Here is a 24,821-nt window from a genome sequence, read left to right on the forward strand (position 1 = left end):
GTTGGATTATTTCCAGTCACCCGAAAATCCGGCTTCCGGCTCAGATGAGGCAGTAGCCGTCGGCGCACGCGTCGCCCTGCGGGACCGACAGCGGCTCGCGCTCCTCGACCTCCCGCAGCGCCCCGACCAGCACGTCGACGGGCTGGGCGCCGGAGACGGCGTACTTGTCCTCGAACAGGAACAGCGGCACTCCCGAGATGCCCAGCTCACGGGCCCGGTCGATGTCCGCCCGGACCTCCGGGGCGCCCTCGCCCGTGTCGTCCACCCCCACCTCGGCGGCGAGCTTGGCCAGCACGGCCGCGTCGCCGACGTCGAGGCCGTCGGTGAAGTGCGCCCGGAACAGGCGGTCGGCCATCTCGGGGGCCTTCCCGTCGCGCTGGGCCAGCCAGATCAGCCGGTGGGCCTCCAGAGTGTTGGCCCCGATGGCCTTGTCGTACTTGAGGTCGAGCCCGTCCTCGGCCGCGACGCCGACCACCCGGTCGATCATCTGCAGGGCCTGGCCGCCGAACCTGCGCTCCAGCCAGGTCGTGAGCGGCGTGCCGTCGCTGACGGCCTCGGGCGACAGCTGGAACGGCCGGTAGGCGACCTGAACGGGCTTGCCATAGGCGCGGACGGCCGCGCGGAACCGCGTGTGCCCGATGTAACACCACGGGCAGACGACGTCGGAAAAGATCTCAACCTTCACATCGGCTTGCAACCCTCACGGGCCACGGCCGAATTCCCCTGTCCATCAGGCAGATTCCATGACGCGAGCCACGACCGGCCTTCGGCCGACCGCGGCTCGCTCATCGCGCCAGATCGTGGAGGCGTTCGGTCAACTGGTCGTCATGCCCGTCGATGAGCGCCGACACCGCCCGCCACCAGGCGAACCACTCGGCGCTGCGCCACATCCAGTCGAGCCGCTCCACGGCCGCCACGACGTCGCCGACGGTCTGCCAGGCGGGCCCGGTCTCGTCGGTGGTCGCGCCGTGGCGGAGCGTCCACTCCCGCAGCACGTGCCCGGTCTTCGGGTCGATCTCCTTCTCGTACGGGCTGGGCTCCTCCCCCGGCAGCGGGTGCGGCCCCAGGCCGGCCGCGACACCCCACGACCACTGGGCCTCGGCCGGGCGGGCGTAGCGGAGGGAGTTGAAGTCGAGATTGGTGCCGAGTTCGTCGTCGAGCCGCCGGACCACGACGGCGTCGAGCCGCCCGCCGGCGTCGAACGAGACGACCAGCTTGGCCCCGGCCTTCGCTCCGGGCGGCACCGCCACCCGGTCTTCGGCCTGCCAGGAGTTGAGGTCGGCGGTGCCGACGGGCGCCCCCCACAGGATGTCCGCGACGTCGTCGGAGACCCACGCGGCCAGCGTCTCGAGAACGGTCAGGTCACCCCACGGCTCGACCGGCTGCGCCTTGACCAGCGCCTCTTCGGGGGCGGGCAGCTTTCCGTCGCGACTGACGGTCCACCAACCGCCGCCGAGCTCATCGGTCCCGACGAGGAGCGCGGCGACGGCCGCCAGTTCGGCTGAACGCCGAGTCAGTGGGGCGAGACGGACCAGATCCGCCACGCGTCGGGTGCGTTCGCGGCCGAGCACGGCCTGCGCCTCCCTCAGGAGGGTGGCCGCCGTTGGACGGTCCTCTCCCAGCAGGTCGGTGGTCAGCCGTCGTGCCTCTGCCCGAGCGTCCTCCGCGTGCGACTCCCGCATGCGGACAAGTTACGCCCAAAGATCGCCCGATCGCTACCGTTTCCCGGCACGACCGAGAAGCCACCCGATGACGGCGCTTCCCAGGGCGATCCCGGCGCCCATCCCGAAAGCGGCCAGAACGGGCCACGCCCGGGGTCCGCGGTCGCGGCCGCCCCCGGTCGCCGGGGCCTCGGCGCGGGTGAAGACGCTCGGCAGCGCCGGCTCTTCGACCTGCGCCTTCTCCACGGGGAACAGCGCCGGCACCGCGAGGATGTCCTTCTCGACGGCGGTGAAGAACTCCCCCGCCATCTTCTTGGCGACCGAGGTGAGCATCCGCTGCCCGACCCCGCCGACCATCCCGCCCACGACGGCGTCGGCGTCGTAGTCGATCCGGGTGCCGCCGTCTTCGTCGGTGAGCCGCACGCGCACGGTCGCGTCGACCGTGCCGGGCGCCCCCTGCCCGCGCGCCTTCAGCACGAAGGCCTCGGGCTCCTCGGGGTCGGTGAGCGCGACCTGCCCCTGGTAGATGCCCTTGATGGACGCCACCCCCGCCGAGACGGTCATGGTGTAGACGTCGCTCCCGACCGCCTCCAGGCGCTGGCAGCCCGGGATGGTGCGCACCAGCACGGCGGGATCCTGCAGAGCGTCCCAGACCTTCGACCGTTCCGCCCCGATCAGGGCACTGCCGACGACCTTCACGGCCACCTCCCTCGGTTGCCGAGCACACTAGAGAATCCAGGCGACCGGCGAGTACGGCAACATCTGCCGCCCGCGGGCGCGAACACCGTGCAGATGTTCACCAACCCCCACAGGTCGACGATCACCAGCGTAGACCCGCCCTCTCCCGGCGCGTTCCCGAGCACGCCGAGGAGCCCGGCCCGCGCCCGGGACTAGGATGGCGCGTCATGCGCCGGGGCCTCTCGATCATCCTGGCGGCCCTCGTGCTGAGCGCCTGTTCGGCGCCCGTGGCCGCTCCTCCGCCGGAGGCGGATCCCCCGCAGGCCGTCGCCCGGCCCTCCGGACCGGCCGGCTCGCCGTCGCCGTCTCCTACGCCCAGCGGGCTGCCGGCCCCCGGTGAGGTCACCCGGATGAAGCGGGACGGGTTCCCCGTCATCAGCAGCGTCCCGACCAAGCGGAAGGTCGTCTTCCTCACCATCGACGACGGCTGGGAGCAGGATCCGGGGTTCGCCCGGATCATCCGCGAGCGTGGGATCCCGATCACCGTCTTCCCGACCCGGGACGCCGTCGAGGCCAAGGGCGACCAGGAGGCCGGGCAGGGCTGGAAGTACATCGGGGCGGGCGGCTGGCCCTACTTCAAGGACCTGGGCGTGGCGATAGAGAACCACACCCTCACCCACCCCGACCTGCGCACCCTCGGCCTGGAGGCGCAGAAGGCGGAGATCTGCGGCGCGGCGAAGACCATCGACCGGCACATCGGCCGGGCGCCGGAGCTGTTCCGGCCGCCCTTCGGCTCGTGGAACGCCACCACGCTGACCGCCGCCGCCGAGTGCGGCATGCGGGCCATGGTCCTGTGGACTGCCTCCGTCCAGACGAACGCGCGGATCGCGTACCAGACCCCCGGCAAGAAGCTCCACCCGGGCGACATCCTGCTCCTGCACTTCCGCCCGCCGCTGGAGAAGGACTTCACCCGGCTGGTGCGGAAGGTGGAGCGGCGCGGCTTCTCCTTCGGCGACCTGGGCGCCTACCTCGACCGGCTGCTGCCCGCCCCGTCGTGACCGCGCCGCTCACGCGCCGGCCAAGCGGAAAGCGCCCCGTTCCCAGCGGTCGATGAGGCTCGGCCTCGGGCGTCTCACCCGCGCGGTGTACGCCTCAATCAGCCTCCCGGCGGACGCCCCCGCGTCCCCCGGTGCGGGACATTCGATGGCGTAGGAAATCCCGTTCGGACAGGGCGCTCGTCCCTGTCGGCCGGGACACCCCCCGCGGCATGCTCGATACCGCAACGGGGGTTGCGCGCACCGGGATCCGGGGGTTGGGAGAGCTCCGGATCCCGGTCATTCCACGCATGTGACGAAGATCGCAGCAGACACCGGAGCTTGAGCTCTACAAGCTGTAGTACTACTGGAGGTAGCACTACGCCCCGTAGAGCATCCGGAGGGGGACCGACCATGGACGCTTTGGACCTGGCACGGTGGCAGTTCGGGGTGACCACCGTCTACCACTTTCTTTTCGTACCGCTGACCATCGGGCTGGGCGTGTTCGTCGCCGGCCTGCAGACCGCCTGGTACCGCACCGGCAAAGAGCACTACCTGACGCTGACGAAGTTCTTCGGCAAGCTGTTCCTGATCAACTTCGCGATGGGTGTGGTCACCGGCATCGTGCAGGAGTTCCAGTTCGGCATGAACTGGAGCGAGTACTCGATCTTCGTCGGCGACGTCTTCGGGGCGCCGCTGGCCCTTGAGGCGCTGCTGGCGTTCTTCCTGGAGTCGACGTTCCTCGGGCTGTGGATCTTCGGGTGGGACAAGCTGCCCAAGAAGCTCCACCTGGCCACGATCTGGGCGGCCGTCATCGGGTCGAACCTGTCGGCCTACTTCATCCTGGCCGCGAACGCGTGGATGAAGCACCCGGTCGGCTACGAGGTGGTCGACGGCAAGGCCCGGATGACCGACCTATGGGCGGTGCTGACCAACTCGACCGCGCTCGCGCAGGTCCCCCACGTGGTGGCCGGGTCGTTCGTGGTGGCGGGCGGGTTCGTGCTGGCGGTGGCCGGTTACCGGATCCTGCGGGAGCGCAACGCCACCGGGCTGATCCCCCGGAAGAAGGACTTCAGCGACGTCACCATGCCGATGCGCCGTGAGGTGGACATGTGGCGGGCGGCGCTGCGCGGCGCGCTGGTGATGACGGCCCTCGCCGGGGCGATCGTCGCGCTGACCGGGGACATGTCGGGGCAGCTGCTGCACACGCAGCAGCCGATGAAGCTGGCCGCCGCCGAGGGGCTGCGGCACGACACCGCGGGAGCGCCGTTCTCGCCGGTACCGGGGATCGAGGTCCCCAACATGCTGAGCCTGCTGGCCGCGCACGACCCCAACGCCACCATCCAGGGCATCGACGACATCCAGCAGCGCCTGGTGGCCCAGTTCGGCCCCGGCGACTACGTGCCGAACCTGCCGATCGTCTACATGTCCTTCCGGGTGATGATCGTGTTCGGCATGGCCACCGTGGGGCTGGCCTTCCTCGGGCTCTTCCTGACCCGCGGCCGGGGCCGCCGGGCCCGGCCGGTGCCGACGTGGTTCGCCCGGCTCTGCGTGCTGGCGCTGCCGCTGCCGATCGCCGCGATCATCTCCGGGTGGCTGCTGAGCGAGATCGGCCGTCAGCCCTGGACCGTCCAGGGTGAGCTGCTCACCGCCGCGAGCGTGTCGCCGGGCGTGAGCCTGACCGAGGTCGCGATCTCGCTGGGCCTGTTCACCCTCGTGTACGGCGTCCTCGCGGTCGCCGAGGCGGTGCTGCTGATCAGGCACGTCAAGGCGGGCCCCGACGAGCCGATGCCGGCCGTGGCGCCCGACGAGACCGACCGCCGCGTCCCGACCCTGATGTACTGAGGTGCCCTGACATGACCACGTTCTGGTTCATCCTGATCGCCTTCCTCTGGACCGGCTACTTCGTCCTGGAGGGCTTCGACTTCGGGGTCGGCGCGCTGATGCCGGTGCTGGCCCGCGGCGAGGCCGAGCGCCGCCAGGTGCTGCGGACCATCGGCCCGGTCTGGGACGGCAACGAGGTGTGGCTGATCACCGCGATCGGCGCCATGTTCGCCGCCTTCCCCGCCTGGTACGCCGGGTTCCTCAGCCAGTTCTACCTGGCGGCCGTCATGGTCGTCCTGGGGCTGATCGTGCGCGGCGTCGGGCTCGAATGGCGCGGCAAGGTGCGCGCGAAGGAGACCCCGCTGGTCGACGCCGCGATCGTCGCCGGCAGCGTGCTGCCCGCCTTCCTGTGGGGGGCGATCTTCGGCAACGTGCTGTTCGCCTCGGCGTTCGCCACCGTCATGGGCGGGCTGCTGTCGCTCGGTCTAGCGCTGGTCCACGGCGCCGTGTTCGTCGCGCTGAAGACCAAGGGCCCGGTCCGGGCCCGCGCCCGCGAGATCGCGTGGGTCGCGGGCGTGGTGCTCGTCCCGGTGGTGGCCTTCGCCCTGTGGCGGCTGGACGCCTGGCCGGCGTACGCCGCGATGGCGGCGTACGCGGCCGGGGTCGGGCTCGTCTGGGCGGGCAAGGAGGCGTGGGCCTTCGCGTGCACGGCGGTCACGATCGTCCTGACGACCGCCGCGACGTTCCTCACGCTGTACCCCGAGCCCCTGCCGGGGCTCACGGTCGAGTCGGCCGCCTCGGCCCCCTACACGCTCACGGTCCTCACGTGGATCGGCCTCATCGCGCTCCCGGGGGTCATCGCCTACCAGGCGTGGACCTACTGGGTGTTCCGCAAGAGGCTGACCGCTCCGGAGGTCCTGCTGGAGTCGCGCAGCGCGTAGAGGTCGGACGGGGAGATCGGCATCTTGTCGACGACGATCTTCTCGGCGTCCTCGACCGCGCCGGCGATGACGGCGGAGACCGGGATGACCCCGGCCTCGCCGGCCCCCTTGATGCCCAGGGGGTTGAGCGGGGACGGGGTCTCCAAATGGTCGGTCTCGATCTTGGGGATCTCGGTGACGTAGGGCATCAGGAAGTCCATGAACGAGGCGTTGAGCAGCTGGCCGTACTCGTCGTAGGCCATCTTCTCGTAGAGCGCCCCGCCGACGCCCTGGGCGACGCCGCCGTGGATCTGCCCCTCGACCAGCATCGGGTTGATCATCTTGCCGCAGTCGTGGACGACGGCGTACCGGAGGATCTTGATCTCGGCCGTGTCGGGGTCGGTCTCGACGATGGCGGCGTGCATGCCCGACGCGAACGTCGAGCGCACCGGCGAGTAGTAGTCCTTGCCCTCCAGGCCCGGCTCCTGGCCCTCGGCGACCGGGGGCCTGTCCATGCTGCCGCCGGTGGCGAACTGGGTGGCCCGCTTGGCCTCCTCGTCGAAGGCGTACCGCAGCGGGTTGGAGAGCACCGCGACGGTGGCGAGCGGGATCGAGGCGCTGGGCGCGCCCACGACGTGCACCATGCCGTCGGTGATCTCCAGGTCGGCCGGGTCGGCCTCCAGTGCGTCGGCGGCGATCCGGAGCGCCTTCTCCTTGACCTTCCGGCAGGCCAGGGCGATCGCGTTGCCGCTCATCACGGCGGCCCGGGAGGCGAACGTGCCGACGGCGTAGCCGAACCGCCGGGTGTCGCCGGTGACGACCGACACCTTCTCGATCGGCACGCCGAGCTCGGTCGCGGCGATCTGGGCGAACACCGTCTCGTGGCCCTGCCCCTGGCTGGTGAGCCCGGTGGAGACGTGGACGCGCCCGTCGGAGGTCACCTGGACGTGGCCGCCCTCATAGGGGCCCACGCCCGTTCCCTCGACGTAGCAGCCGACCCCGATGCCCAGCCGCCGGCCCTCTTTCCGGGCCTCGGCCTGCATCGCGGGGAAGTCGTCCCAGCCGATCAGGTCTTTCAGCTTGCGCAGCGACTCGGGGTAGTCGCCGCTGTCGTAGATCAGCGGACGGCCGTCCTGGAAGATCATCTGCTGGTCGTAGGGGAACTCGTCGGGCTGGATGAAGTTCGCCGCCCGCACGTCGGTGCGGTCCTTGCCCAGGTACTGGGCGATCTTGTCCATCGTGCGCTCCATGCAGAACACGCCCTGCGGGCGCCCGGCCCCCCGGTAGGGGGTGACCTGCACGGTGTTGGTGTAGACGGAGAAGAACTCGACCCGGTAGGAGCCGATCTTGTACGGCCCCAGCAGCTGCGTCGAGGTGATGATCGGCACGATGATGCCGTAGGGCGTGTAGGCGCCGTGGTCGTGCAGGATCTCGACGTCGAGCCCGAGGACGCGGCCCTCGTCGTCGAACCCCACCTTGACGTGCTGCACCTGCGCCCGCTCGTGCGCCGAGGAGATGAAGTGCTCCCGCCGGTCCTCGGTCCACTTGACCTCGCGGTTCAGCAGCCGGGCCGCCCACGGGACCAGGATCTCCTCCGGCCACGGGTGCACGATCTTCACCCCGAACCCGCCGCCGACGTCGGGCGCGATGACCTCGACCTTCGGCAGGGGCAGCCCGAGCTTGGCCGCGACGGCCATCCGCACGCTCGTGGACGTCTGGGTGGAGCTGTAGACGCGCAGGGAACGGTCGTCGGCGTCCCAGCGGGCGTACACCCCCCTGCCCTCCATCGGCATGCACGCCGACCGCTCGATGTCGAGCCGGAACTCCAGCGTGTGGGGCGCGGCGGCGATGACCTCACGGGTGGCGCGGCCGTCGCGGTGGGCGACCTCCTGCACCATGTGCGCGCCGATGTTGCCCGGCACGTCGTCGTGCACCAGGTTGGGCCCCTCGACCGCGTTCTCCAGCCCGACGACGGGCTTGAGGAACTCGTAGGAGACCTGGATCCGCTCGCAGACGTCCTCGGCGATGTAGCGGTCGGCGGCCACGACCATGACGATCGGCTCGCCCACGTGCCGCACGACGTCCTTGGCCAGGCAGTAGGCGGTCCGCCCGTGGGTCAGCGCCGGATGGGGGATCAGCAGCGGCAGCGGCTCGCGCACCCCCTCGGGCAGGTCCTCCCACGTGTAGATCGCGACCAGGCCCTCGACGTCGATCGCGTCGTCGACGTCGATGCCGGTGATGCGGGCGTGCGCGTGCGGCGACCGGACGAACGCCACGGCCAGCGCGTCGGCGCCCAGGTCGTCGAGGTAGCGGCCGTTCCCGGCGACCAGCCGGGCGTCCTCCCTGCGGTGGACCGGCTCGCCGAACAGCTTCGTCGTCACGGGCCCTCCTCGGCCATCAGCTCGGCGGCGCGGTGCACCGACTTCACGATGTTCTGGTAGCCGGTGCACCGGCACAGGTTCCCCGCCACCGCCTCGATCGCCTCGTCGTCGGCGGGCGCGGGGTTCTCGCGCAGGAACGCGGTCACCGTCGTGAGGAACCCGGGCGTGCAGAACCCGCACTGCAGCCCGTGGCACTCGGCGAAGGCCCGCTGCACCGGCGACAGCTCGCCGTCCTTCGCCAGCCCCTCGACGGTGGTGACCTCCTGCCCGGTGACCGACACCGCGAAGGTCAGGCAGGCCCGCACCGGCTGCCCGTCGAGCAGCACCGTGCAGGCCCCGCAGACTCCGTGCTCGCATCCGACGTGGGTGCCGGTCAGCCCCAGGTCGTGCCGGAGGAAGTCGCTGAGCAGCCGCCGCGCGGGCACCCGCGCCTGCCGCGGCACCCCGTTGACGATCAGCGTGACCTCATGCATCGGCGGCCTCCTTCAGCGCGCGCTCGGCCAGCACCCCGGTCAGGTGCCGCCGGTAGTCGGCGGTGGCGTGGATGTCGGCCTCCGGCTCGATCCGCTCTCGTACGATCCGCGCCGCCCGCGCCCAGTCGCCCTCGGCCTCGGTGACGTCCACGACCACGGGCACCGCCCCGACGCTCAGGCAGGCGACCCGGGCGTGGTCGGGCCCGACCAGCGCCGCGACCCCGGCCATGGCGTAGTCGCCGTGCCGCCGCGCCACCTCGACGATCGCCGTCCCGCCTTCGGCGGCCGGGAAGAAGGCCGAAACGGCCAGTTCGCCGGTGCGCAGCGACGACTCCATCGGCCCGGTGAAGAATTCGGCGGCCGGGATGTCGCGTTCCCCTTCAGGCCCGCGCGCCCGGACCGAGCCGCCGAGCAGCGCCAGCACGGCCGGCATCTCGGCGGCCGGGTCGGCGTGCACGATGCTCCCCACGGTGGTCCCCCGGTTCCGGACCGCCGGATGGGCCACCAGCCGCAACGCCCTCCTGACCAGCGGCTGCGCGGCGAACGCGGTCTCACTGGCCTCGACCTCGGCGTGCCGCGCCAGCGCCCCGACCCGCACGCCCCCGGCCTCGGCGGTGATCTCCCCGAGCCCGGCCACGTGGTTGATGTCGACCAGCTGACCGGGCGCGGCCAGCCGCATGTTCATGAGCGGGATGAGGCTCTGGCCCCCGGCCAGCACCTTCCCGTCGGCCCCCGCCGCGGCGAGCGCCTCGACGGCCTCTGCCACCGTGGCGGGAGCGTGGTAGACGAAAGAAGGAGGCTTCACTTAAACCGTTCTACTCCCAGAAAGGGCTCGCAGCAGGTGATATCCGCCCAGGACGACGATCGTGCCCAGCGCGATCCCGGCCAGGGAGAAGTCGCCGGAGACCTGGTGCGTGACCGGGCCGATGGCCAGGATGATGCCCGCGCCGATCGGAACCATGTTGACGGGATCGGCGAAGTCGACCCGGTTCTCGATCCAGATCTTCGCGCCGAGGAGCCCGATCATGCCGTACAGGATGACCGTGACGCCACCGAGCACGCCGCCGGGGATCGCGTAGACGAGCTGGCCGAACTTGGGCACCAGACCGAGCAGGATGGCGATCACGGCGGCGATGTAGTAGGCCAGCGTCGAGTAGACCCTGGTCGCGGCCATGACGCCGATGTTCTCCGCATAGGTCGTGGTGGGCGAGCCGCCGACGGCCGAGGTGACCACGGTGGCCACGCCGTCGCCGATGATCGCGCGGCCCATCACCGGGTCGACGTCGGCGCCGGTCATCTCACCCACGGCCTTGACGTGGCCGATGTTCTCGGCGATGAGGGCGATGACGGCCGGCAGCACCAGGATGACGGCCGAGAGCTGGAACGTCGGCGCGTGGAAGTTCGGCAGGCCGAACCACTCGGCCTGCTCCACCCCGGCGAAGTTGACGCGGAAGTGGGTGGTGACCTTGCCCGCGCCGTCGGGGGCGGTGATCTGGCCGAAGATCAGATCGGCGCCCCACGACAGCAGGAAGCCGATGACCAGCCCGAGCAGGATGCCGAGCCGGCCGATGAACCCCCGGAAGGTCGCGATGATCACGAAGACGACGACCATCGTGATGAGCGCGATCCAGTGGTCCTGCGGCCAGTAGATGTCGGCCACGACATAGGCCAGGCCGAACCCGATGAGCATGACCACCGCGCCGGTGACCACAGGAGGGAAGATCCTGTTGATCGCGCCGACGCCCATGAAGTGGATGAGCACGCCGCACAGCGCCAGCACGACGCCCGCGACGAGGATCGCGCCGGTGATCACGGCCGGGGAGCCGCCGGAGGCGGTGATCGCCAGCGCGCCGCCGACGAACGACGCCGAGGTGCCGAGATAGCTGGGCACCTTCCCCTGGACGATGAGCAGGAAGATGATCGTCGCGACGCCGCTCATCATCACCGCGACGTTGGGGTCGAGCCCCATCACCACGGGGAAGACGAACGTGGCGCCGAACATCGCGATGACGTGCTGGGCGCCGAACCCGATCATGCGCGGCCACGACAGCCGCTCGTCGGGTCTGACCACCTCGCCCGGTGCGAGCGTGCCCTTTTCTCCGTGTACCTTCCACCCGAAAGCCATGTGAGCCCCTTTGCCATGGGCCGACACCTGGTGGCCACCCCGCGGGCTTCCCAGCGCGGCAAATCGTTCAGCAGCCCTTCTACCAGGGCTGTTGCGGGCACATTAGGCCCGTGATCTCTGTAGCACACGGGCAGCATGTGCCAAACAACCGGCCTCAGATGCCGCGCATGTTGAGGACATGGAGCGCCAGCGTGAGGTTGAGGCGCAGATGGGCGTCTTCGGTGAAGTTGCCGAGCAGGCGTTCGAGCTTGCCGATGCGGTAGCGCAGGGTGTTGTAGTGGAAGTGCAGCCGCCGGGCGGTCTCCGCCACGTTGAGGTTGGTCTCCAGCAGCACGTGCAGGGTGCGCCGCAGGTCGGCGTTCTCGGCGTCGTCGTCGCCGGCCAGCGCGCCGAGGGTCTCGCGGACGAACGCGTGCAGCTCGGCGGTGTCGTTGACGAGCGACAGCAGGCGGTAGACGCCGAGCTGGTCGAAGTGGGCGACCGCGCCGTTGCCGTGCAGCTGGCGGCCCACCCGGGCGGCCTTGAGCGCCTGGGCGTAGGCGTCGGCGAGCCCTTCGGCGCCGGAGGCGATCCGGCTCATGCCGGTGGAGAAGGTGCACTCGGCGAACGCCGACTGGGCGGCGGTGGCGAGGCGGGCGGTGTCGACCCCGGCCCCGACGATGACGACGACCTCGTGGGAGAACCCGGCGACCGCGCCGCGCGGGTCGTGGCGGCGTACGGCGGCCTGCCAGACGGCCAGCAGCCGATCTTGGGCGGTGCGCTCGTCGCTCTCGGGGTCGAGTTCGGCGACCATCACGCTGACGGGGCGCTCCAGGTCCCAGCCGAAGGCCTTGGCGCGTTCGGCGATGCGCCCGCCGCCCCGGCCGGTGAGCACGTCGCGCAGGAAGTCGGCGCGGTACTTGCTCTCGACCGCGTTGACGGCCTCCTGCTTGGTGATGACGAGGGCGGCGACGGTGGCGGCCCGCTCCAGGATGCGGATGTCGCTCTCGCGCAGGGTGCCGGCCTGGCTGAAGGCGACGATCCGGCCGTGGTGGTGGCCGCCGGCCACTATCGGCACGACGGCGTAGTGCCCGTCGGCCCGCACCATCGGCTCGGGCTGGTCGCGGCCCGGCCCGCTGATCATGTACGCGTCGCGCAGCATCGCGACCTGCTCCGAGCCTCCGGCGGCGGCCAGGGTGGCGCCCGAGACGTCCATGGCGGCGACCGCGACCTCCAGCAGGCCGGCGACCTCGGCGGTCACCTCGCGCATGCCGCCGCCCGCGAGCACGATCTGGACGAGCCCCCGGTGGGCGTCCTCGGCGCGGGCGAGGATGGCGGCCTGCCGGTTGAGGATGTCGGTCAGCACCTGATTGAGGATGTCGTCGAACCCAACGTCGTTCGGCAGGATGATCAGCGGGAAGCCGAGCCGGTCGGCCTGCTCGATCATCTCGGCGGGCAGCTCGTCGAGGTACCGGCCCAGTTTGATGGCGAGGGCCGAGAGCCCGCGTTCGTCAAGATCCGCCACAAGGCGGCCCAGCGACTGGGGAGTGTTCCTGAGCGGGTAACCGGTCGTGAGCAGCAGTTCGTTGGGCTTCACCCACGCCAGGATGTCGGGCACCTCCATGACGTTGAGGCGCTGGACGATGCGGTCGAGCCCGGATCGCCCGGCGATGAGCCGCGCCCCGGCGAGGGTCGACACTCCCAGGACCTCTCCGACGGCCACCCCGTGGATGATCGTTCCGGTGCTGGCGAGCCGCATGGCGGGTGCAGCGGGATCCGTCGTCATGGTGCGCTCCGGGGGGATTTGAACGTTCTCAGCAAATTGTGCCTGACCGGGCGACTGTCAGGAAGAGCCAAGCATTTGGCCGACTGTTGGCAGATTTCCCCGTACGGACCCCGGGGGTCCCGTTCTAGCGTCCCTTCTAATGGGGGTTCGGATGAGGGAGGACTCGTGGCTGTAGGTACGCGCCCTCGAAGCCGCCGCCCGGTGCAGACGGCGCAGCCCGAGGTCACGTACCTGTCCGGGGCCGCCGCCACCAGTCTCCGGCCGCTTCTGGAGGCCCCGCGCCGCCCCGCCCGGGTACTGGCCGCCTTCCCGTTGGCGGTCTACCTGGAGGTGCGGACCGAGACCGAGCCGCGCGTGCTCGCGCTCGTCTCGGGTGAGGCCACCCGCCTGCCCAACGCCGTTGTGCTCACCGGCGCGCTGGAGGGTTTCGCCCCAGGCGACGACGCGTGGGTCGGCGACGGGGTCGTCGAGGCCGGCGGCCGTGCCGTCCGGGTCCGCCGCTGGTGGGACCCCGCTCCGCCGCTGGGTTCGGTCTCCCGTACGGCCCTCGCCGGGTCGCTCCCCGTCCTCCACGACATCTGCGTCTCCTCCCCCCGACGGCCCGGCCTGGAGAGCGGCGGCGCGTCCGCGCTGCTGTCGGCCGGCTGTCACCGGGGCTCGCTCGTCGACGCGATCACCGCGGCCGAGCAGCTCATGGGCCTGGGGCCGGGCCTGACGCCGAGCGGCGACGACATGCTGGCCGGGCTCCTGGTGACCCTGCGCTCGGTCGGCACGGCGGCCGGGGTCGGCCGGGCCGTGTGGCTGGCCGACTGGCTCGCCGCGGCGGTGACCTTCGACGCCCGCACCCGGACCACACCGATCTCCGCGACGCTGCTGCACTGCGCGGCGCGCGGCGAGGCGGGCCTGGAGACCCTCGCGGTGCTGCGCGGCCTCACCGGCCGCCAGCCGCTGGAACCGGCGGCGCACCGCCTGCTCCGCCTGGGTCACACCTCGGGCGCCGACCTGGCATGGGGCATCCGGACGGGAGTGTCGGCCGTCCTCGGACTTGGTGAGAGGGACGCTGAGTGAACCTGGTGGAGATCCGTCCGGGGGTCTATCACGACTCGGTCAGCCTGATGAGGGTCAGCCAGGCGCTGACCGGCCGCCCGGGGGTCGAGCTGGCGATCGTGGCGATGGCGACGGCACTGAACGTCGAACTCGCCGCGGACGCGGGCTTCGACGTCCCGGCCGCGACGGCCGGCGACCTGCTGGTCGCGATCCGGGCGAAGACGGACGCCGACCTCCACGACGCCGCCGCCGACCTGGAGCAGCAGCTGTCGGCGCGGGCCGAGACCCGGAACCGGGAGGAGGCCCTCCCCCGCACGATCCGGGCCGCCACACGCCTGGCCGACCCGTCGGCGGTCGTGCTGGTCAGCGTGCCGGGCGAGCACGCCTTCACCGAGGCGATGGAGGCGGTCGACGCCGGCCACTCCGTGATGATCTTCAGTGACAACGTGCCGGTGGCGCGGGAGGTGACGTTGAAGGACCTCGCGCTTGAGCGCGGCGTCCTGGTCATGGGCCCCGACTGCGGCACTGCCATCGTCGGCGGCGCGGGCCTGGGCTTCGCCAACGTCGTCCGCCCTGGCCGGGTCGGCGTGGTCGCCGCCTCAGGAACCGGCGCCCAGCAGCTCACCGCCCTGCTCGACCTGGCCGGAGTGGGCGTCAGCCACGTGCTCGGCGTCGGCGGCCGCGACCTGGGCGCCGAGGTCGGCGGCCGGTCCACCCTCCAGGCCCTGGACGCCCTCATGGCCGACCCGGCGACCGAACTCATCGTCGTGGTCTCCAAGCCGCCCGACCCCGACGTGGCCGCCCGCCTGGACGAGGCGATCGCCCGGAGCCCCAAGCCCGTGATCACGGCCCTGCTCGGCGAAGGCCGGCCCGACCTGACCACGGCGGCCGAGTCGGTGCTGCGCGCCGTCGGCGCCGAGATCCCGGTCTGGCCGAGCTGGCCCGGGAACACCGAGCCCGGCGACGGCCCCCTGCGCGGCCTCTACTCGGGCGGCACCCTGTGCACCGAGGCCCGCCTGATCGCCGGCACGGGCGACTTCACCGACTTCGGCGACGACGCGTACACCGTGGGCCGCGCCCACCCCATGATCGACCCCGCCCTCCGCCTGGAGGCCCTCGGCGCGGTGACCGACGGCGTCGTCCTCCTCGACGTCGTCCTGGGCCACGGCTCCGACCCCGACCCGGCCGGCTCCCTGTCGGCCGCCGTCGCCGCCGCGAAGTCGCGGGGCGTGGCCGTGGTGGTCGCGCTGGTCGGCACGGAGGGCGACCCCCAGAACCTCGAGGCCCAGGCGGCCCGCCTGTTCGAGTCGGGCGCCGAGGTCTACACCTCGAACGCCCAGGCCGCCCGGAGAGCCGCGACACTCGCGGGTCACCCGGTGTCCGGGCCTCCCGACGCACCGGTGCGGGCCGACGGCGGGTCGGGCTCCGAGGCCGGGCGTCCGTTGGCCATGCTCTCGGCGGAGCCCTCGGTCATCTCCGTGGGGGCGTCGATCCTGGCCGAGTCGCTCGACCGGCAGGCCGTCGCGCACACGCCCGTCGACTGGCGTCCTCCGGTGACGGGCGTGGCCGCAGACCTGGCGGCCGTCATGGCCGATCCCCGGCGCGGGGCCGCCAACGAAAAGGCCGTCGGCAGGCTGCTGAGCGCGCGGCCGCATCTCGTCGGGGTGAAGCGGGCCGGAGACGTACTGGACCTCCCGAAGGGGACCTTCTTCCACGCCGGGCCGCCCATCGAGTGGGAACGGGCCTCCGGTCCCATGCGGGGCGCGCTGATCGGCGGGATGCTGTTCGAAGGGCTCGCGGCCGACGCCGAGGAGGCCGAGCGGAAGCTCGCGGGCGGCGAGGTCAGGCTCGACTCCTGTCACCACCACCGGACCGTCGGGCCCATGGCGGGCGTCGTGTCGCCGTCCATGTGGATGCTGGAGGTGCACGACGCCGAGAACGGCGGCACCGCCTACTGCTCACTCAACGAGGGTCTGGGCAAGGTGCTCCGCTACGGCGCCTACGGGCCCGAGGTGATCGAGCGGCTGCGGTGGATGGGCGAGGTCCTGGGCCCGGCGCTGGCCGAGGTCATGAAGGTCACCGGCCCGCTCGACCTGCGCAACCTGATCGCGCAGGCCCTCCAGATGGGCGACGAGCTGCACAACCGCAACCGGGCCGCGACCTCCCTCATGGTCAGGGAGCTCGCCCCGGCCATCGTGGACGCCGTCCCGAACCAGGCGGCCGAGGTCCTCCGGTTCGTCAACGGCAACGACCACTTCTTCCTCAACGCCGGCATGGCGGCCGCCAAGGTCGCCGCCGACGCGGCGCGGAACGTCGAGGGCTCCTCGATGGTCGTCGCGATGGCCCGCAACGGCACCGACTTCGGCATCCAGGTCTCCGGCCTCGGCGACCGCTGGTTCACCGGCCCGGCGGGCGTCCCCGACGGCCTCTATCTCGGCGCCTACGGCCCCGCCGACGCCAACCCCGACATCGGCGACTCGACCATCACCGAGACGGTCGGCCTGGGCGGCTTCTCGATGGCCGCCGCGCCGGCGATCGTCCGGTTCGTGGGCGGCGACGTCGCCGACGCGGTCGCCGCCACCACGGCCATGTACGAGATCACTCTCGCCGAGCACCCCGTTTACCAGATCCCGGGTCTCGGGTTCCGCGGCACGCCCGCCGGGATCGATGTCACACTGGTCACGCGGACCTCGGTGCTGCCGGTAGTCAATACGGGTATCGCCGGGCGCGTCGCCGGAACGGGGCAGGTCGGAGCGGGTTTGGTGAGTCCTCCGATGGAGGCTTTCACCGCCGCGTTGGCCGCTTTGGCCCGGGTTTAATTCCCTTTGACCCTGGTTTGACCCTAATATCGGTGGCCAACCTCAGAAAATCGCGCGGTAATCTCGCGCGGCCCGGACGAGGAGAATTGGGGACCCCGCCTATGACGACCGATCGCCTGCTCGGTATGGTCCCCGATGGTCAGGGCGGGACGCCCGAGGGGCAGGGCAGGCTCGTCGGCCGCCGCTACCGGCTGCTCTCGCCGGTAGGCCGGGGCGGCATGGGCATGGTGTGGCACGCGCACGACGTGCTGCTCGACCGCGACGTCGCGGTCAAGGAGCTGATCCTCCCCTACGGCCTCGACCAGCAGGGCCGCCAGACCGCCCACACCCGCATGCTCCGCGAGGCCCGTTCGGCCGCGCGGCTGAGCCACCCGGGCATCGTGACCGTCCACGACGTCGTCGAGGAAGACGGCCGCCCGTGGATCGTGATGGAGCTGGTCCGGGCCTGGTCGCTGGAGCAGGCGGTGCGCCAGAGCGGGCCGCTGCCGGTCGTCCAGGCCGCCGAGATCGGCATAAGGGTCCTCGACGCGCTGCGCCACGCGCACGCCGCCGGGATCCTGCACCGCGACGTCAAGCCCGGCAACGTGCTGCTGACGGCCGACCGCGTGGTCCTCACCGACTTCGGCATCGCCGCCATCGAGGGCGACGTCTCGATCACCCACCCGGGCCTGCTGATGGGCTCCCCGGCCTACATCCCGCCGGAGCGGCTCCAGGGCCGCCCGATCACGTTCGCCGCCGACCTGTGGTCGTTCGGCGCCACGCTGTACGCGGCGGTGGAGGGCCGGCCCCCGTACGAGGGACCCGACGCCGTCGCCGTGCTGGGCGCGGTGCTGACCCAGGAGCCCAACCGCCCCGGGCGGGCGGGCGCGCTGATGGGCGTCATCGAGGGGCTGCTGCGCAAGAACCCGGCCGACCGGCTGCCCGCCGCGCAGGTGTCGGACATGCTCGAACACGTGCTGCGCCAGCACGGCGTCGGCGTCCGCCCGACCGCCCCGCCGCAGTCGCCGCCACAGTCGCCGCCACAGTCCTCGCCGCAGCCCTCCCCGGCGCCGACCCCCGCCGACCAGACCCCGGTTCAGATGATGCCGCCGCTCGACCCGCCCTCCGGCCCGATGCCCTCGCGCATCATCGAGACCCCGTCGGGCCCGGTCCGGGTGCCCTACGACCCCAACAGCCCGTCGGGCGGCTACCCGATGAGCGCCCCCAGGCCCGACCCGCTGAGCAGCCCCACCGGCGACATCACCTCGACGGGCGGCGTGTCGTTCTTCGCGCCGATCACCCCGTCGAAGCCCGGCGGCCCGAGCCGTCCGGCGCCCGCCGGGGTGGGGCAGACCTCGGGCGGCTGGCCGACGCCCGACCAGAAGGACCTGCCCGAGTTCGGCGACCTGGGCAAGGAGACCCGCGCCGGGAAGCCCTTCGACGCGCCGGCCGACAAGACCGCCGAGCGGAAGCCCCCCGCGCCGCGCGCCTCCCGCCGCCGCAAAGACCCCGACGACGACCGGGGCAGCCGCAGCAGCCTGCTCGCGGTGGTCGCGGCCATCGCCGTGATCGCGGTCGTGGTGCTGGTGCTGTTGATCATGGTGCCGGGTGACACCCCGCCCGCCGAACCGCAGAACCAGGTAGTGGCGACCGGTCCGGCCACCGGCGGCGACGGGCCGGCCGTGCCCGCCTCGCCCGAGGGCGAGCTGCCCGAGGGGTTCCGCAACCACACGGTCGGCAACGTCACCGTCGCGGTCCCCGACACCTGGAAGGTCGCCGCACAGGACGGCGCGGTCGTGCTGACCGGCCCGAAGGACAGCGGCCAGAGCGGCCTGATCGAGGAGATCCCCGACGGAAGCCTCGACGCGCTGAAGGCGACCGAGAGCAAGGCCTCCTTCGAGGAGTACACCCAGCTCGCGCTGGCCCAGGTCGACTACCGCTGGCCGGCCGCCGAGTGGGAGTACACCCACCGCGACGCCGCGAACGTGACCGTCCACACGGCCGTCCGCTATGTCACGGCCGAGGGCCGCGCCTACGCGATCACCTACACGGCGCCCGACTACGACTGGACCGAGAGCGCCGCGAGCGTCCGCGCGACCCTGTGGAACTCCTTCAGCCCGGCCTAAATCCGTTTCAACCGCTGTCATGAGCCATGCCAGACTTCGCTCATGACAGCGATCCCCCTCGCATCCCACCAGAAGGTGCAACGCCGTACTCTCGGGGTGCTCTCCCTGGTCCAGATCGTCTCCGGGGTCGGGATCGCCGTGGTGCTCGCGCTGAGCTCCCTCATGGTGTACGAACTCTCGGGCTCCGAGGCGATCAGCGGCCTGGCCGGCACGGCCACCGTCCTGGGCACCGCGTTGATGGCGCTCCCGGCGGCCAGGGCCGCCGACGGCGGCGGCCGCAGGGCCGGGCTGTCCCTCGCCTACGGAGCCGCCCTCCTCGGCTGCGTGGCGGCGGTGGCGTCGATGGAACTCGGATCGTGGCCGCTGCTGCTGCTCTCGCTGGTCTTCATCGGCGCGGGCAGCGCCGGAAACCTGTCGGCCCGCTACGCCGCCACCGACCTCGCCCCGCCCGGCCGGACCGCCCGCCACCTGTCGCTCGTCGTCTGGGCGGCCACGATCGGCAGCGTCGCGGGCCCCAACCTGGCCCACCCGGCCGACCTGCTCGGCATGGACTGGGGGCTGGCGCACTCGGCCGGCCCGTTCGCGCTGGCCGCGGCCGCGTTCGCGGTCTCCCTGGTGGTGATCAACGCGGGGCTGCGGCCCGACCCGCTGCTGCTGGCCCGTCAGGCCCGTGAGGTGACCGTCGCCCGGAGGCGGCAGCCGCTGCGGGAGGCCGTGGAGACGGTGAAGGCGACCCCGGCGGCCCGGACGGGCCTGCTGACGATCGCGGCGGGACACACCGCGATGGTGTCGGTGATGTCGATGACGCCCGTCCACCTCGACCACGGGCACGCCGACATCTCGGTCATCGGGATGGTGCTGAGCCTGCACATCGCCGGGATGTTCATGTTCTCCCCGCTGGTCGGCTGGGCCGCCGACCGCCTCGGCCGGGGCGTGGTCGCGGCGACCGGCATGGGCGTCCTGGTGGCGGCCGGGCTGCTGGCCGCCCTCGGCGGGCACGACGTCCCCGTGATCACGGCGGGCCTGATCCTGCTGGGCCTGGGCTGGTCGTGCTCCCTCGTCGCGGGTTCGGCGATGCTGACCGAGGCGGTCGACCTGGAGCGCCGCCCGGCCGTCCAGGGCCTGTCGGATCTGACGATGAACGTCTGCGGCGCGGCCGGCGCGCTGCTGGCCGGGGCGATCGTCGGCACGATCTCCTACCCGGCCCTCGGCCTGATCACCGCGGCCCTGACCGGGCTCACCGGAGTGGTCATCTGGCGCCGGCGCACGCCGGCGCCCGCCGCGCGTCCTTCCGAGGCCTGACGGCGCCGGCCTCACTTGGCGTCGGCGTAGCAGGTCACCGGTATCGCCTCCATGGGGAACCTCACCGCGGTCGCGCCGAACAGCAGGCGGGTCGCCTCCTCCGCGCTCGCCTCGATGGCGGCGGCCACCTCTCCGGCCTGCTCTTCCGGGCAGTGGATCATGACCTCGTCGTGCTGGAAGAACACCAGCTTCGCGGGTTCCCTGAGACGGCCGCGCAGCACGGCCATCAGGGTGAGGGCCCATTCGGCGGCGGTGGCCTGGACGACGAAGTTGCGGGTGAAGCGGCCCCGGTCGCGGGCCGCGCGGCCCCCCTCGGGCCCGGAGACGACGGCCCGCCAGCGGTCGGACGGCGGCGGGCTGGTGCGGCCGAGCCACGAGCGGACCACCCGGCCCTCCTCCCCGGCGCGGGCGGCGTCTTCGACGAACGCGTAGGCCTGCGGGAAGCGGGTGCGCATCACGGCCAGCAGTTTGGGGGCGTCGCCGCTGGTGCCGCCGTACATGGCCGACAGCATGGCGATCTTGGCGGCGTCGCGCTGGCCGCCGAACGCCTGGGCCAGCGCGGCGTAGAGGTCGATCTCCCCGGCGGCTCGGGCCAGCCCCCGGTCGCCGGCCATCGCGGCCAGCACGCGCGGTTCGAGCTGGGCGGCGTCGGCGACCACGAGCGTCCAGCCGTCGTCGGCGACCACCGCCTTCCGCATCACCTTCGGGATCTGCAGCGCCCCTCCTCCGCTGGTCGCCCACCGGCCGCTGACGACCCCGCCCACGACGTATTCGGCCCGGAAGCGGTCGGCGCGCACCCACTGGTCGGCCCAGACCCAGCCGTGGAAACTGAACAGCCGGGCCAGCTCCTTGTACGCCAGCAACGGCGCCACCCCCGGATGGTCGACCTCTTTCAGCACGTGGGAGCGGGTCGACGGCACCGGCACCCCGGCCGCCTTGAACGCCTTCACGATCTGCTGCGGCGAGTCGGGGTTGAGCGGCTGGCCGAACGCCGCCGACACCTGGTCGGCCAGCGCCTGGAGCTTGGGGGGCCGCATGCCGTGGGCGGGGCGCGGCCCAAGCAGGTCGGTCAGCAGGGCCTGGTGCACCGACTCACGCCACGGCATGCCGTCGTGGCCCATCTCGGCCGCGATCAGCCCGCCGGCCGACTCGGCCGCGACCAGCAGCCGGAACCGCCCCGGTTCGGGCAGCGCCGCGATGCGGGCGGCCTGCGCGGCGGCGACCTCGTCGACGAGGGCGGCCCCGGGCTCGGCCGGGGCGGGCTCGGGGTCGAACAGCGACCCCTGGGCGGCCTCGGGGGTCTCGTGGCGGTCTGCGGGCACCGGCAGGCCGTGGAGCCGGGCGTGGGCGGCCTCGGCCGACCGGGGCTCGCCGTAGTGGCCCTCGGCGGCCAGCAGCAGGTTCTCGGTCAGCGCGACGTCGTGGCAGCGCGCCACCCGTACGCCCCGGGCCAGCAGTCCCGGATAGACCCGCCGCGTGTCGGCCCACACCCACCGGGGCGCCTCGCGCGCCTCGACCTCGGCCACCGCCGCCGCCAGGTCGGCCACGGGGCCTCCGGGCAGCAGCTCACCGCTGCCGTCTTTCGCCCCGGAAACCGCAACCTGCACGGTTCCACCCTGCCAGGCCCCACCGACAATCCCTCAGGCCAGCGGGATGATCACCTCGTCCTCGACCGGGGGTTCGAGCTCCTGGGCGAGGCAGCCGGTCGCGGCGAAGCAGCGGATGCGGAGTTCGCCGGGCGAGACCGAGACGTGCAGGAAGCTCTTGAAGAACGGCGGGGTGTCCCAGTCGGTGAGCTCGGAGATCCAGCGGTGGAAGAAGCGGCCCACCGGCAGGTGGAAGGGCATCGGCCAGCCGCCGAGGAACCGGGCCGCCCACTTCATCCGGGCGGTGATCCGCACGGGCGGGGTGTCGCGGACCGGCTCGTTGCCGATCCGCCGCGACATCAGCGCCACGGCCTCTTCAGGCGTCAGGTAGAGCCACTTCATCCGCAGCTTGCGCGAGTAGAGCAGGCTGTAGAACGACAGCGAGTCGCCGCGCAGCGGGTAGCAGCGGAAGTCGTCTTCGTGGACCTTGTCGACGCGCGGGATCGTGTGGGTGGCGTGCATGAACGCGCCCCCGCCGCCCGAGACGAGATATTGGATCACCCGCCCGTCGACGTTGACCGGGAACCGCTGGTAGTTGTGGACGTCGCCGCCGATCGCGGCGACGTAGTTGTGGGCCGGGTCGCGGACGATCTCGTCGACCGTGCCGCCGCCCTCGATCGGGCACGGCTTGTAGTCGTTGCGCACGTAGATCGGCTTGCCGGTGATGAGCACCTTGGGCCGGGCGTCGGCCGACGACACGTGGCGCAGCCACTCGCCCTGCTCGCGATCGAGCGAGCCGGTGATGCCGGTGTCGATGCCGACCAGCACGAGTTCGCCGAGGTCGAGCACCCAGTAGGGGGCCGGCTGCCGGGCCTCCTGCGTCGGCTTGCCGCGCAGCTTCCACGCCTCGGCCAGCGCGGCCTCGTCGATCGCCTCGGGCTTCTTCCAGAGCAGGCCGCGCAGGCCGGCCGGGGAGAGCTTGAAGCCCTCCCGCTCGACCTTGAGCGGCTTGGCGCCGCAGAACACCCGCATGAAGCCGCCGAGGCCGTCGTACCAGTCGTGGTTGCCGGGGATGGCGTAGATCGGGGCGTCGTAGTCCTTGAACGGGCGGAAGAACTTGTCGCAGTAGTCGCTCGCGGCGCCCGTGGGGTAGATCACGTCGCTGGCGATCACCGCGAAGTCGGTCGTCGCGCCCGTTTTGAGCAGGCCCGGGACGACGGCGTACTGGGAGGCGTCGCCCTCGCCGGTGTCGCCGATGACGATGAACGAGTACTCCGGGCCCGTCTGCCGGGTCATCCGGAAGTCGGGGTCGGCGCCGTTCTCCCGCAGGGACGCCACCCAGCGGCGGCGGACCTCCGCGGACGGATCGCCGAACAGCCCGGCGAGGATCTCGTTGCGCGAGCGCCACAGGGTCTTCGGGTGTAACCACGTGAAGGAGTTCTTGCTGGGGCGCAGCGCCTGGAAGCTCCCGATCTCCTGACAGTGCCACCCCGCGCCGTGTTCGGAGACCCGGGAGGAGACCAGCTTCCCGCGCGCGGCCGCAGCCTCGACGCCGATGTCCGCCATACGGTCAATCTTGCTCGGTTTCAGGGGACGAGGACACCGGGGTTCAGAATCCCCATCGGATCGAGACTTTTCTTGATCGCCCGCATGACGCCGACGCCCACGGGGCCGATCTCGGTGGCGTAGGCGGCGCGGTGGTCGCGGCCGACGCCGTGGTGGTGCGAGATGGTTCCCCCGGCCAGCCCGATCGCCTCGTTGGTCTTGGCCTTGGCGGCCTCCCAGCGGGCCAGCGGGTCGTCTCCGGCGGCGGTGACGACGGTGAAGTAGAGCGACGCGCCGGTCTCGTAGAGGTGGGAGACGTGGCACATCACGATCACCCGGCCGAGCGCGGCCTCCAGAGCGAGCCTCACGGCCTCGTAGAGCCGGGGCAGGCCCGACCAGTGGGCGGCGGTCTCCAGGGTCTCCACGGTCGCCCCGGCGGCGATGAGCGCGTCACGCAGGTAGGGGCCGCCGAACCGGCCCTCGGCCCAGCGCTCGGCGGGCTCGGCCCCCAGATTCTCGGCGTCGGCGAACCTCGGCGGCTCGCCCCGTTCCCAGCCCACGACCATCAGGCAGCCCGACCCGCCGCCGATCATGGTCTCGGTCTCGTCGGACAGGCGGATCACCGCGGGGAGCCTGCGCTCCTGGGCCAGTACGCGCATCGCCTCGCGCCCCGCCCCGAACGACGGGAACCGCCAGGCGTCCCACTTGCGCCACACGGGCAGGCGGCGCACCCGCAGCCGCATCGAGGTGATCACCCCGAACGCCCCCTCGGAGCCGAGCACGACGTGCCGCAGGTCGGGCCCGGCGGCCGAGCGCGGCGCCCGGCCGAGTTCCCAGTCGCCGGCCGGCGTCGCCACGGTCAGCCCCTCGACCATGTCGTCGAACCGCCCGTAACCGGCGGAAGCCTGCCCCGACGAGCGGGCGGCGGCGAACCCGCCGAGGGTGGCGTACTCCCACGACTGCGGGAAGTGCCCCAGCGTCAGCCCCCGCGCGTTGAGCAGTTCCTCGGCCTGCGGCCCGCGCAGCCCCGGCTGGAGCTCGGCCAGCATCGACTCCTCGTCGACCGACACCAGTTTGTCGAGCCGCCGCAGATCGAGCGTGACCACTCCGGTGTAGCCGTCGATGTCGGGCGTGACGCCGCCGACGACGGACGTCCCGCCGCCGAACGGCACCACCGCGACCATCTCGTCGGAGCAGATCCGGAGCACCTCGGAGACCTCGTGGTGCGACCCGGGCAGCACGACGGCGTCGGGGGCGTCGGAACCGTCACCCCTCCGCATCTTCAGGAGGTCTGGTGTGGATTTGCCCCTCGTGTGGCGGATACGAGCATCAGCATCGGTTCGCACCCTCTCTGCGCCTACGATGGACCGCAACGAGTCCAGCACGAAGGGTGACAGGCCGGACGCGGAAAGCCGCACATCGCCGAATCCCGCCGGTTCTTCGGCCGACGGGGTGACGCCCAGCGCCTCCGCGAGCAGCTCCAGCACCTCCGGGGCGAGCCCGGTCGCCTTGCCGGGGTCACCCCAGCCCGACCAGAGCATGGGCTGCACGGGGGT

Annotated in this window: 18 protein-coding genes; 7 read left to right on the forward strand and 11 right to left on the reverse strand. The window is 72.1% G+C overall.

All coding sequences use genetic code 11. The annotated features are described in order from the left end of the window. Positions 1-40: 40 nt before the first annotated feature. The 3 genes from FDA94_RS19205 to FDA94_RS19215 form a co-directional block, all read right to left on the reverse strand. Positions 41-685, reverse strand: coding sequence for a DsbA family oxidoreductase (locus tag FDA94_RS19205; protein WP_137248456.1), 645 nt, complete (start codon positions 683-685; stop codon positions 41-43). A 100-nt stretch (positions 686-785) separates the two neighbouring features. Then, on the reverse strand, positions 786-1,682 hold the full coding sequence (locus tag FDA94_RS19210) for a hypothetical protein (RefSeq protein WP_137248457.1): 897 nt from the start codon (positions 1,680-1,682) through the stop codon (positions 786-788). A gap of 33 nt (positions 1,683-1,715) precedes the next feature. Continuing rightward, complete coding sequence (locus FDA94_RS19215) at positions 1,716-2,360, reverse strand: SRPBCC family protein (protein ID WP_137248458.1); 645 nt, start codon at positions 2,358-2,360, stop codon at positions 1,716-1,718. Positions 2,361-2,566: 206 nt separating this feature from the next. On the opposite strand from FDA94_RS19215, the gene FDA94_RS19220 reads away from it, so the two are divergent. The 3 genes from FDA94_RS19220 (at position 2,567) to cydB (ending at position 6,138) form a co-directional block, all read left to right on the forward strand. Continuing rightward, the gene (locus FDA94_RS19220) at positions 2,567-3,397 is read left to right on the forward strand and encodes a polysaccharide deacetylase family protein (RefSeq protein WP_137248459.1); all 831 of its coding nucleotides are present in this window, start codon (positions 2,567-2,569) and stop codon (positions 3,395-3,397) included. Between the two features lie 390 nt (positions 3,398-3,787). Then, positions 3,788-5,218, forward strand: coding sequence for a cytochrome ubiquinol oxidase subunit I (locus FDA94_RS19225; RefSeq protein WP_137248460.1), 1,431 nt, complete (start codon positions 3,788-3,790; stop codon positions 5,216-5,218). Positions 5,219-5,229: 11 nt separating this feature from the next. Beyond that, the gene (gene cydB / locus FDA94_RS19230) at positions 5,230-6,138 is read left to right on the forward strand and encodes a cytochrome d ubiquinol oxidase subunit II (RefSeq protein WP_137248461.1); all 909 of its coding nucleotides are present in this window, start codon (positions 5,230-5,232) and stop codon (positions 6,136-6,138) included. On the opposite strand, the gene cutA is transcribed toward cydB, so the two are convergent. The 5 genes from cutA to FDA94_RS19255 form a co-directional block, all read right to left on the reverse strand. Continuing rightward, positions 6,075-8,498, reverse strand: coding sequence for an aerobic carbon-monoxide dehydrogenase large subunit (gene cutA / locus FDA94_RS19235; protein ID WP_137248462.1), 2,424 nt, complete (start codon positions 8,496-8,498; stop codon positions 6,075-6,077). The genes cydB and cutA overlap by 64 nt on opposite strands. Beyond that, positions 8,495-8,971, reverse strand: coding sequence for a (2Fe-2S)-binding protein (locus FDA94_RS19240; RefSeq protein ID WP_137248463.1), 477 nt, complete (start codon positions 8,969-8,971; stop codon positions 8,495-8,497). The genes cutA and FDA94_RS19240 overlap by 4 nt, the downstream gene beginning before the upstream one ends. Then, complete coding sequence (locus tag FDA94_RS19245; protein ID WP_137248464.1) at positions 8,964-9,776, reverse strand: FAD binding domain-containing protein; 813 nt, start codon at positions 9,774-9,776, stop codon at positions 8,964-8,966. The genes FDA94_RS19240 and FDA94_RS19245 overlap by 8 nt, the downstream gene beginning before the upstream one ends. After that, entirely contained in the window at positions 9,777-11,096 is a 1,320-nt protein-coding gene (locus FDA94_RS19250; protein ID WP_137248465.1) for a uracil-xanthine permease family protein, read from the reverse strand. 154 nt (positions 11,097-11,250) lie between these two features. Next, positions 11,251-12,861 carry a PucR family transcriptional regulator gene (locus tag FDA94_RS19255; protein ID WP_137248466.1) on the reverse strand — a complete coding sequence of 537 codons (1,611 nt, stop codon included), beginning with the start codon at positions 12,859-12,861 and terminating at the stop codon, positions 11,251-11,253. A 165-nt stretch (positions 12,862-13,026) separates the two neighbouring features. On the opposite strand from FDA94_RS19255, the gene FDA94_RS19260 reads away from it, so the two are divergent. From FDA94_RS19260 to FDA94_RS19275, 4 genes are all read left to right on the forward strand, one after another. Next, entirely contained in the window at positions 13,027-13,929 is a 903-nt protein-coding gene (locus FDA94_RS19260; protein ID WP_137248467.1) for an oxamate carbamoyltransferase subunit AllH family protein, read from the forward strand. Further along, positions 13,926-16,727 carry a bifunctional FdrA/YlbE family protein gene (locus tag FDA94_RS40570; protein ID WP_246060039.1) on the forward strand — a complete coding sequence of 934 codons (2,802 nt, stop codon included), beginning with the start codon at positions 13,926-13,928 and terminating at the stop codon, positions 16,725-16,727. The genes FDA94_RS19260 and FDA94_RS40570 overlap by 4 nt, the downstream gene beginning before the upstream one ends. 101 nt (positions 16,728-16,828) lie before the next feature. Continuing rightward, positions 16,829-18,832 carry a serine/threonine-protein kinase gene (locus tag FDA94_RS40575; protein ID WP_246060040.1) on the forward strand — a complete coding sequence of 668 codons (2,004 nt, stop codon included), beginning with the start codon at positions 16,829-16,831 and terminating at the stop codon, positions 18,830-18,832. Positions 18,833-18,874: 42 nt separating this feature from the next. Further along, positions 18,875-20,134 (forward strand): MFS transporter, encoded by a 1,260-nt coding sequence (locus FDA94_RS19275; RefSeq protein ID WP_137248468.1) that lies wholly within the window; start codon positions 18,875-18,877, stop codon positions 20,132-20,134. A gap of 11 nt (positions 20,135-20,145) precedes the next feature. Here the strand turns inward: FDA94_RS19275 and FDA94_RS19280 are convergent, their stop codons facing one another. Genes FDA94_RS19280 through FDA94_RS19290 form a run of 3 tightly spaced genes read right to left on the reverse strand, consistent with a single transcriptional unit; the run spans position 20,146 to position 24,806 of the window. Beyond that, positions 20,146-21,741 carry a bifunctional 3'-5' exonuclease/DNA polymerase gene (locus FDA94_RS19280; RefSeq protein WP_212735393.1) on the reverse strand — a complete coding sequence of 532 codons (1,596 nt, stop codon included), beginning with the start codon at positions 21,739-21,741 and terminating at the stop codon, positions 20,146-20,148. Positions 21,742-21,774: 33 nt separating this feature from the next. Then, positions 21,775-23,286, reverse strand: coding sequence for a metallophosphoesterase family protein (locus tag FDA94_RS19285; protein WP_137248470.1), 1,512 nt, complete (start codon positions 23,284-23,286; stop codon positions 21,775-21,777). A gap of 20 nt (positions 23,287-23,306) precedes the next feature. Beyond that, positions 23,307-24,806 carry an FAD-binding oxidoreductase gene (locus FDA94_RS19290; RefSeq protein WP_137248563.1) on the reverse strand — a complete coding sequence of 500 codons (1,500 nt, stop codon included), beginning with the start codon at positions 24,804-24,806 and terminating at the stop codon, positions 23,307-23,309. Between the last annotated feature and the right edge of the window lie 15 nt (positions 24,807-24,821).

The organism is Herbidospora galbida (assembly GCF_005233835.1).
Taxonomy (GTDB): Bacteria; Actinomycetota; Actinomycetes; order Streptosporangiales; family Streptosporangiaceae; genus Herbidospora; species Herbidospora galbida.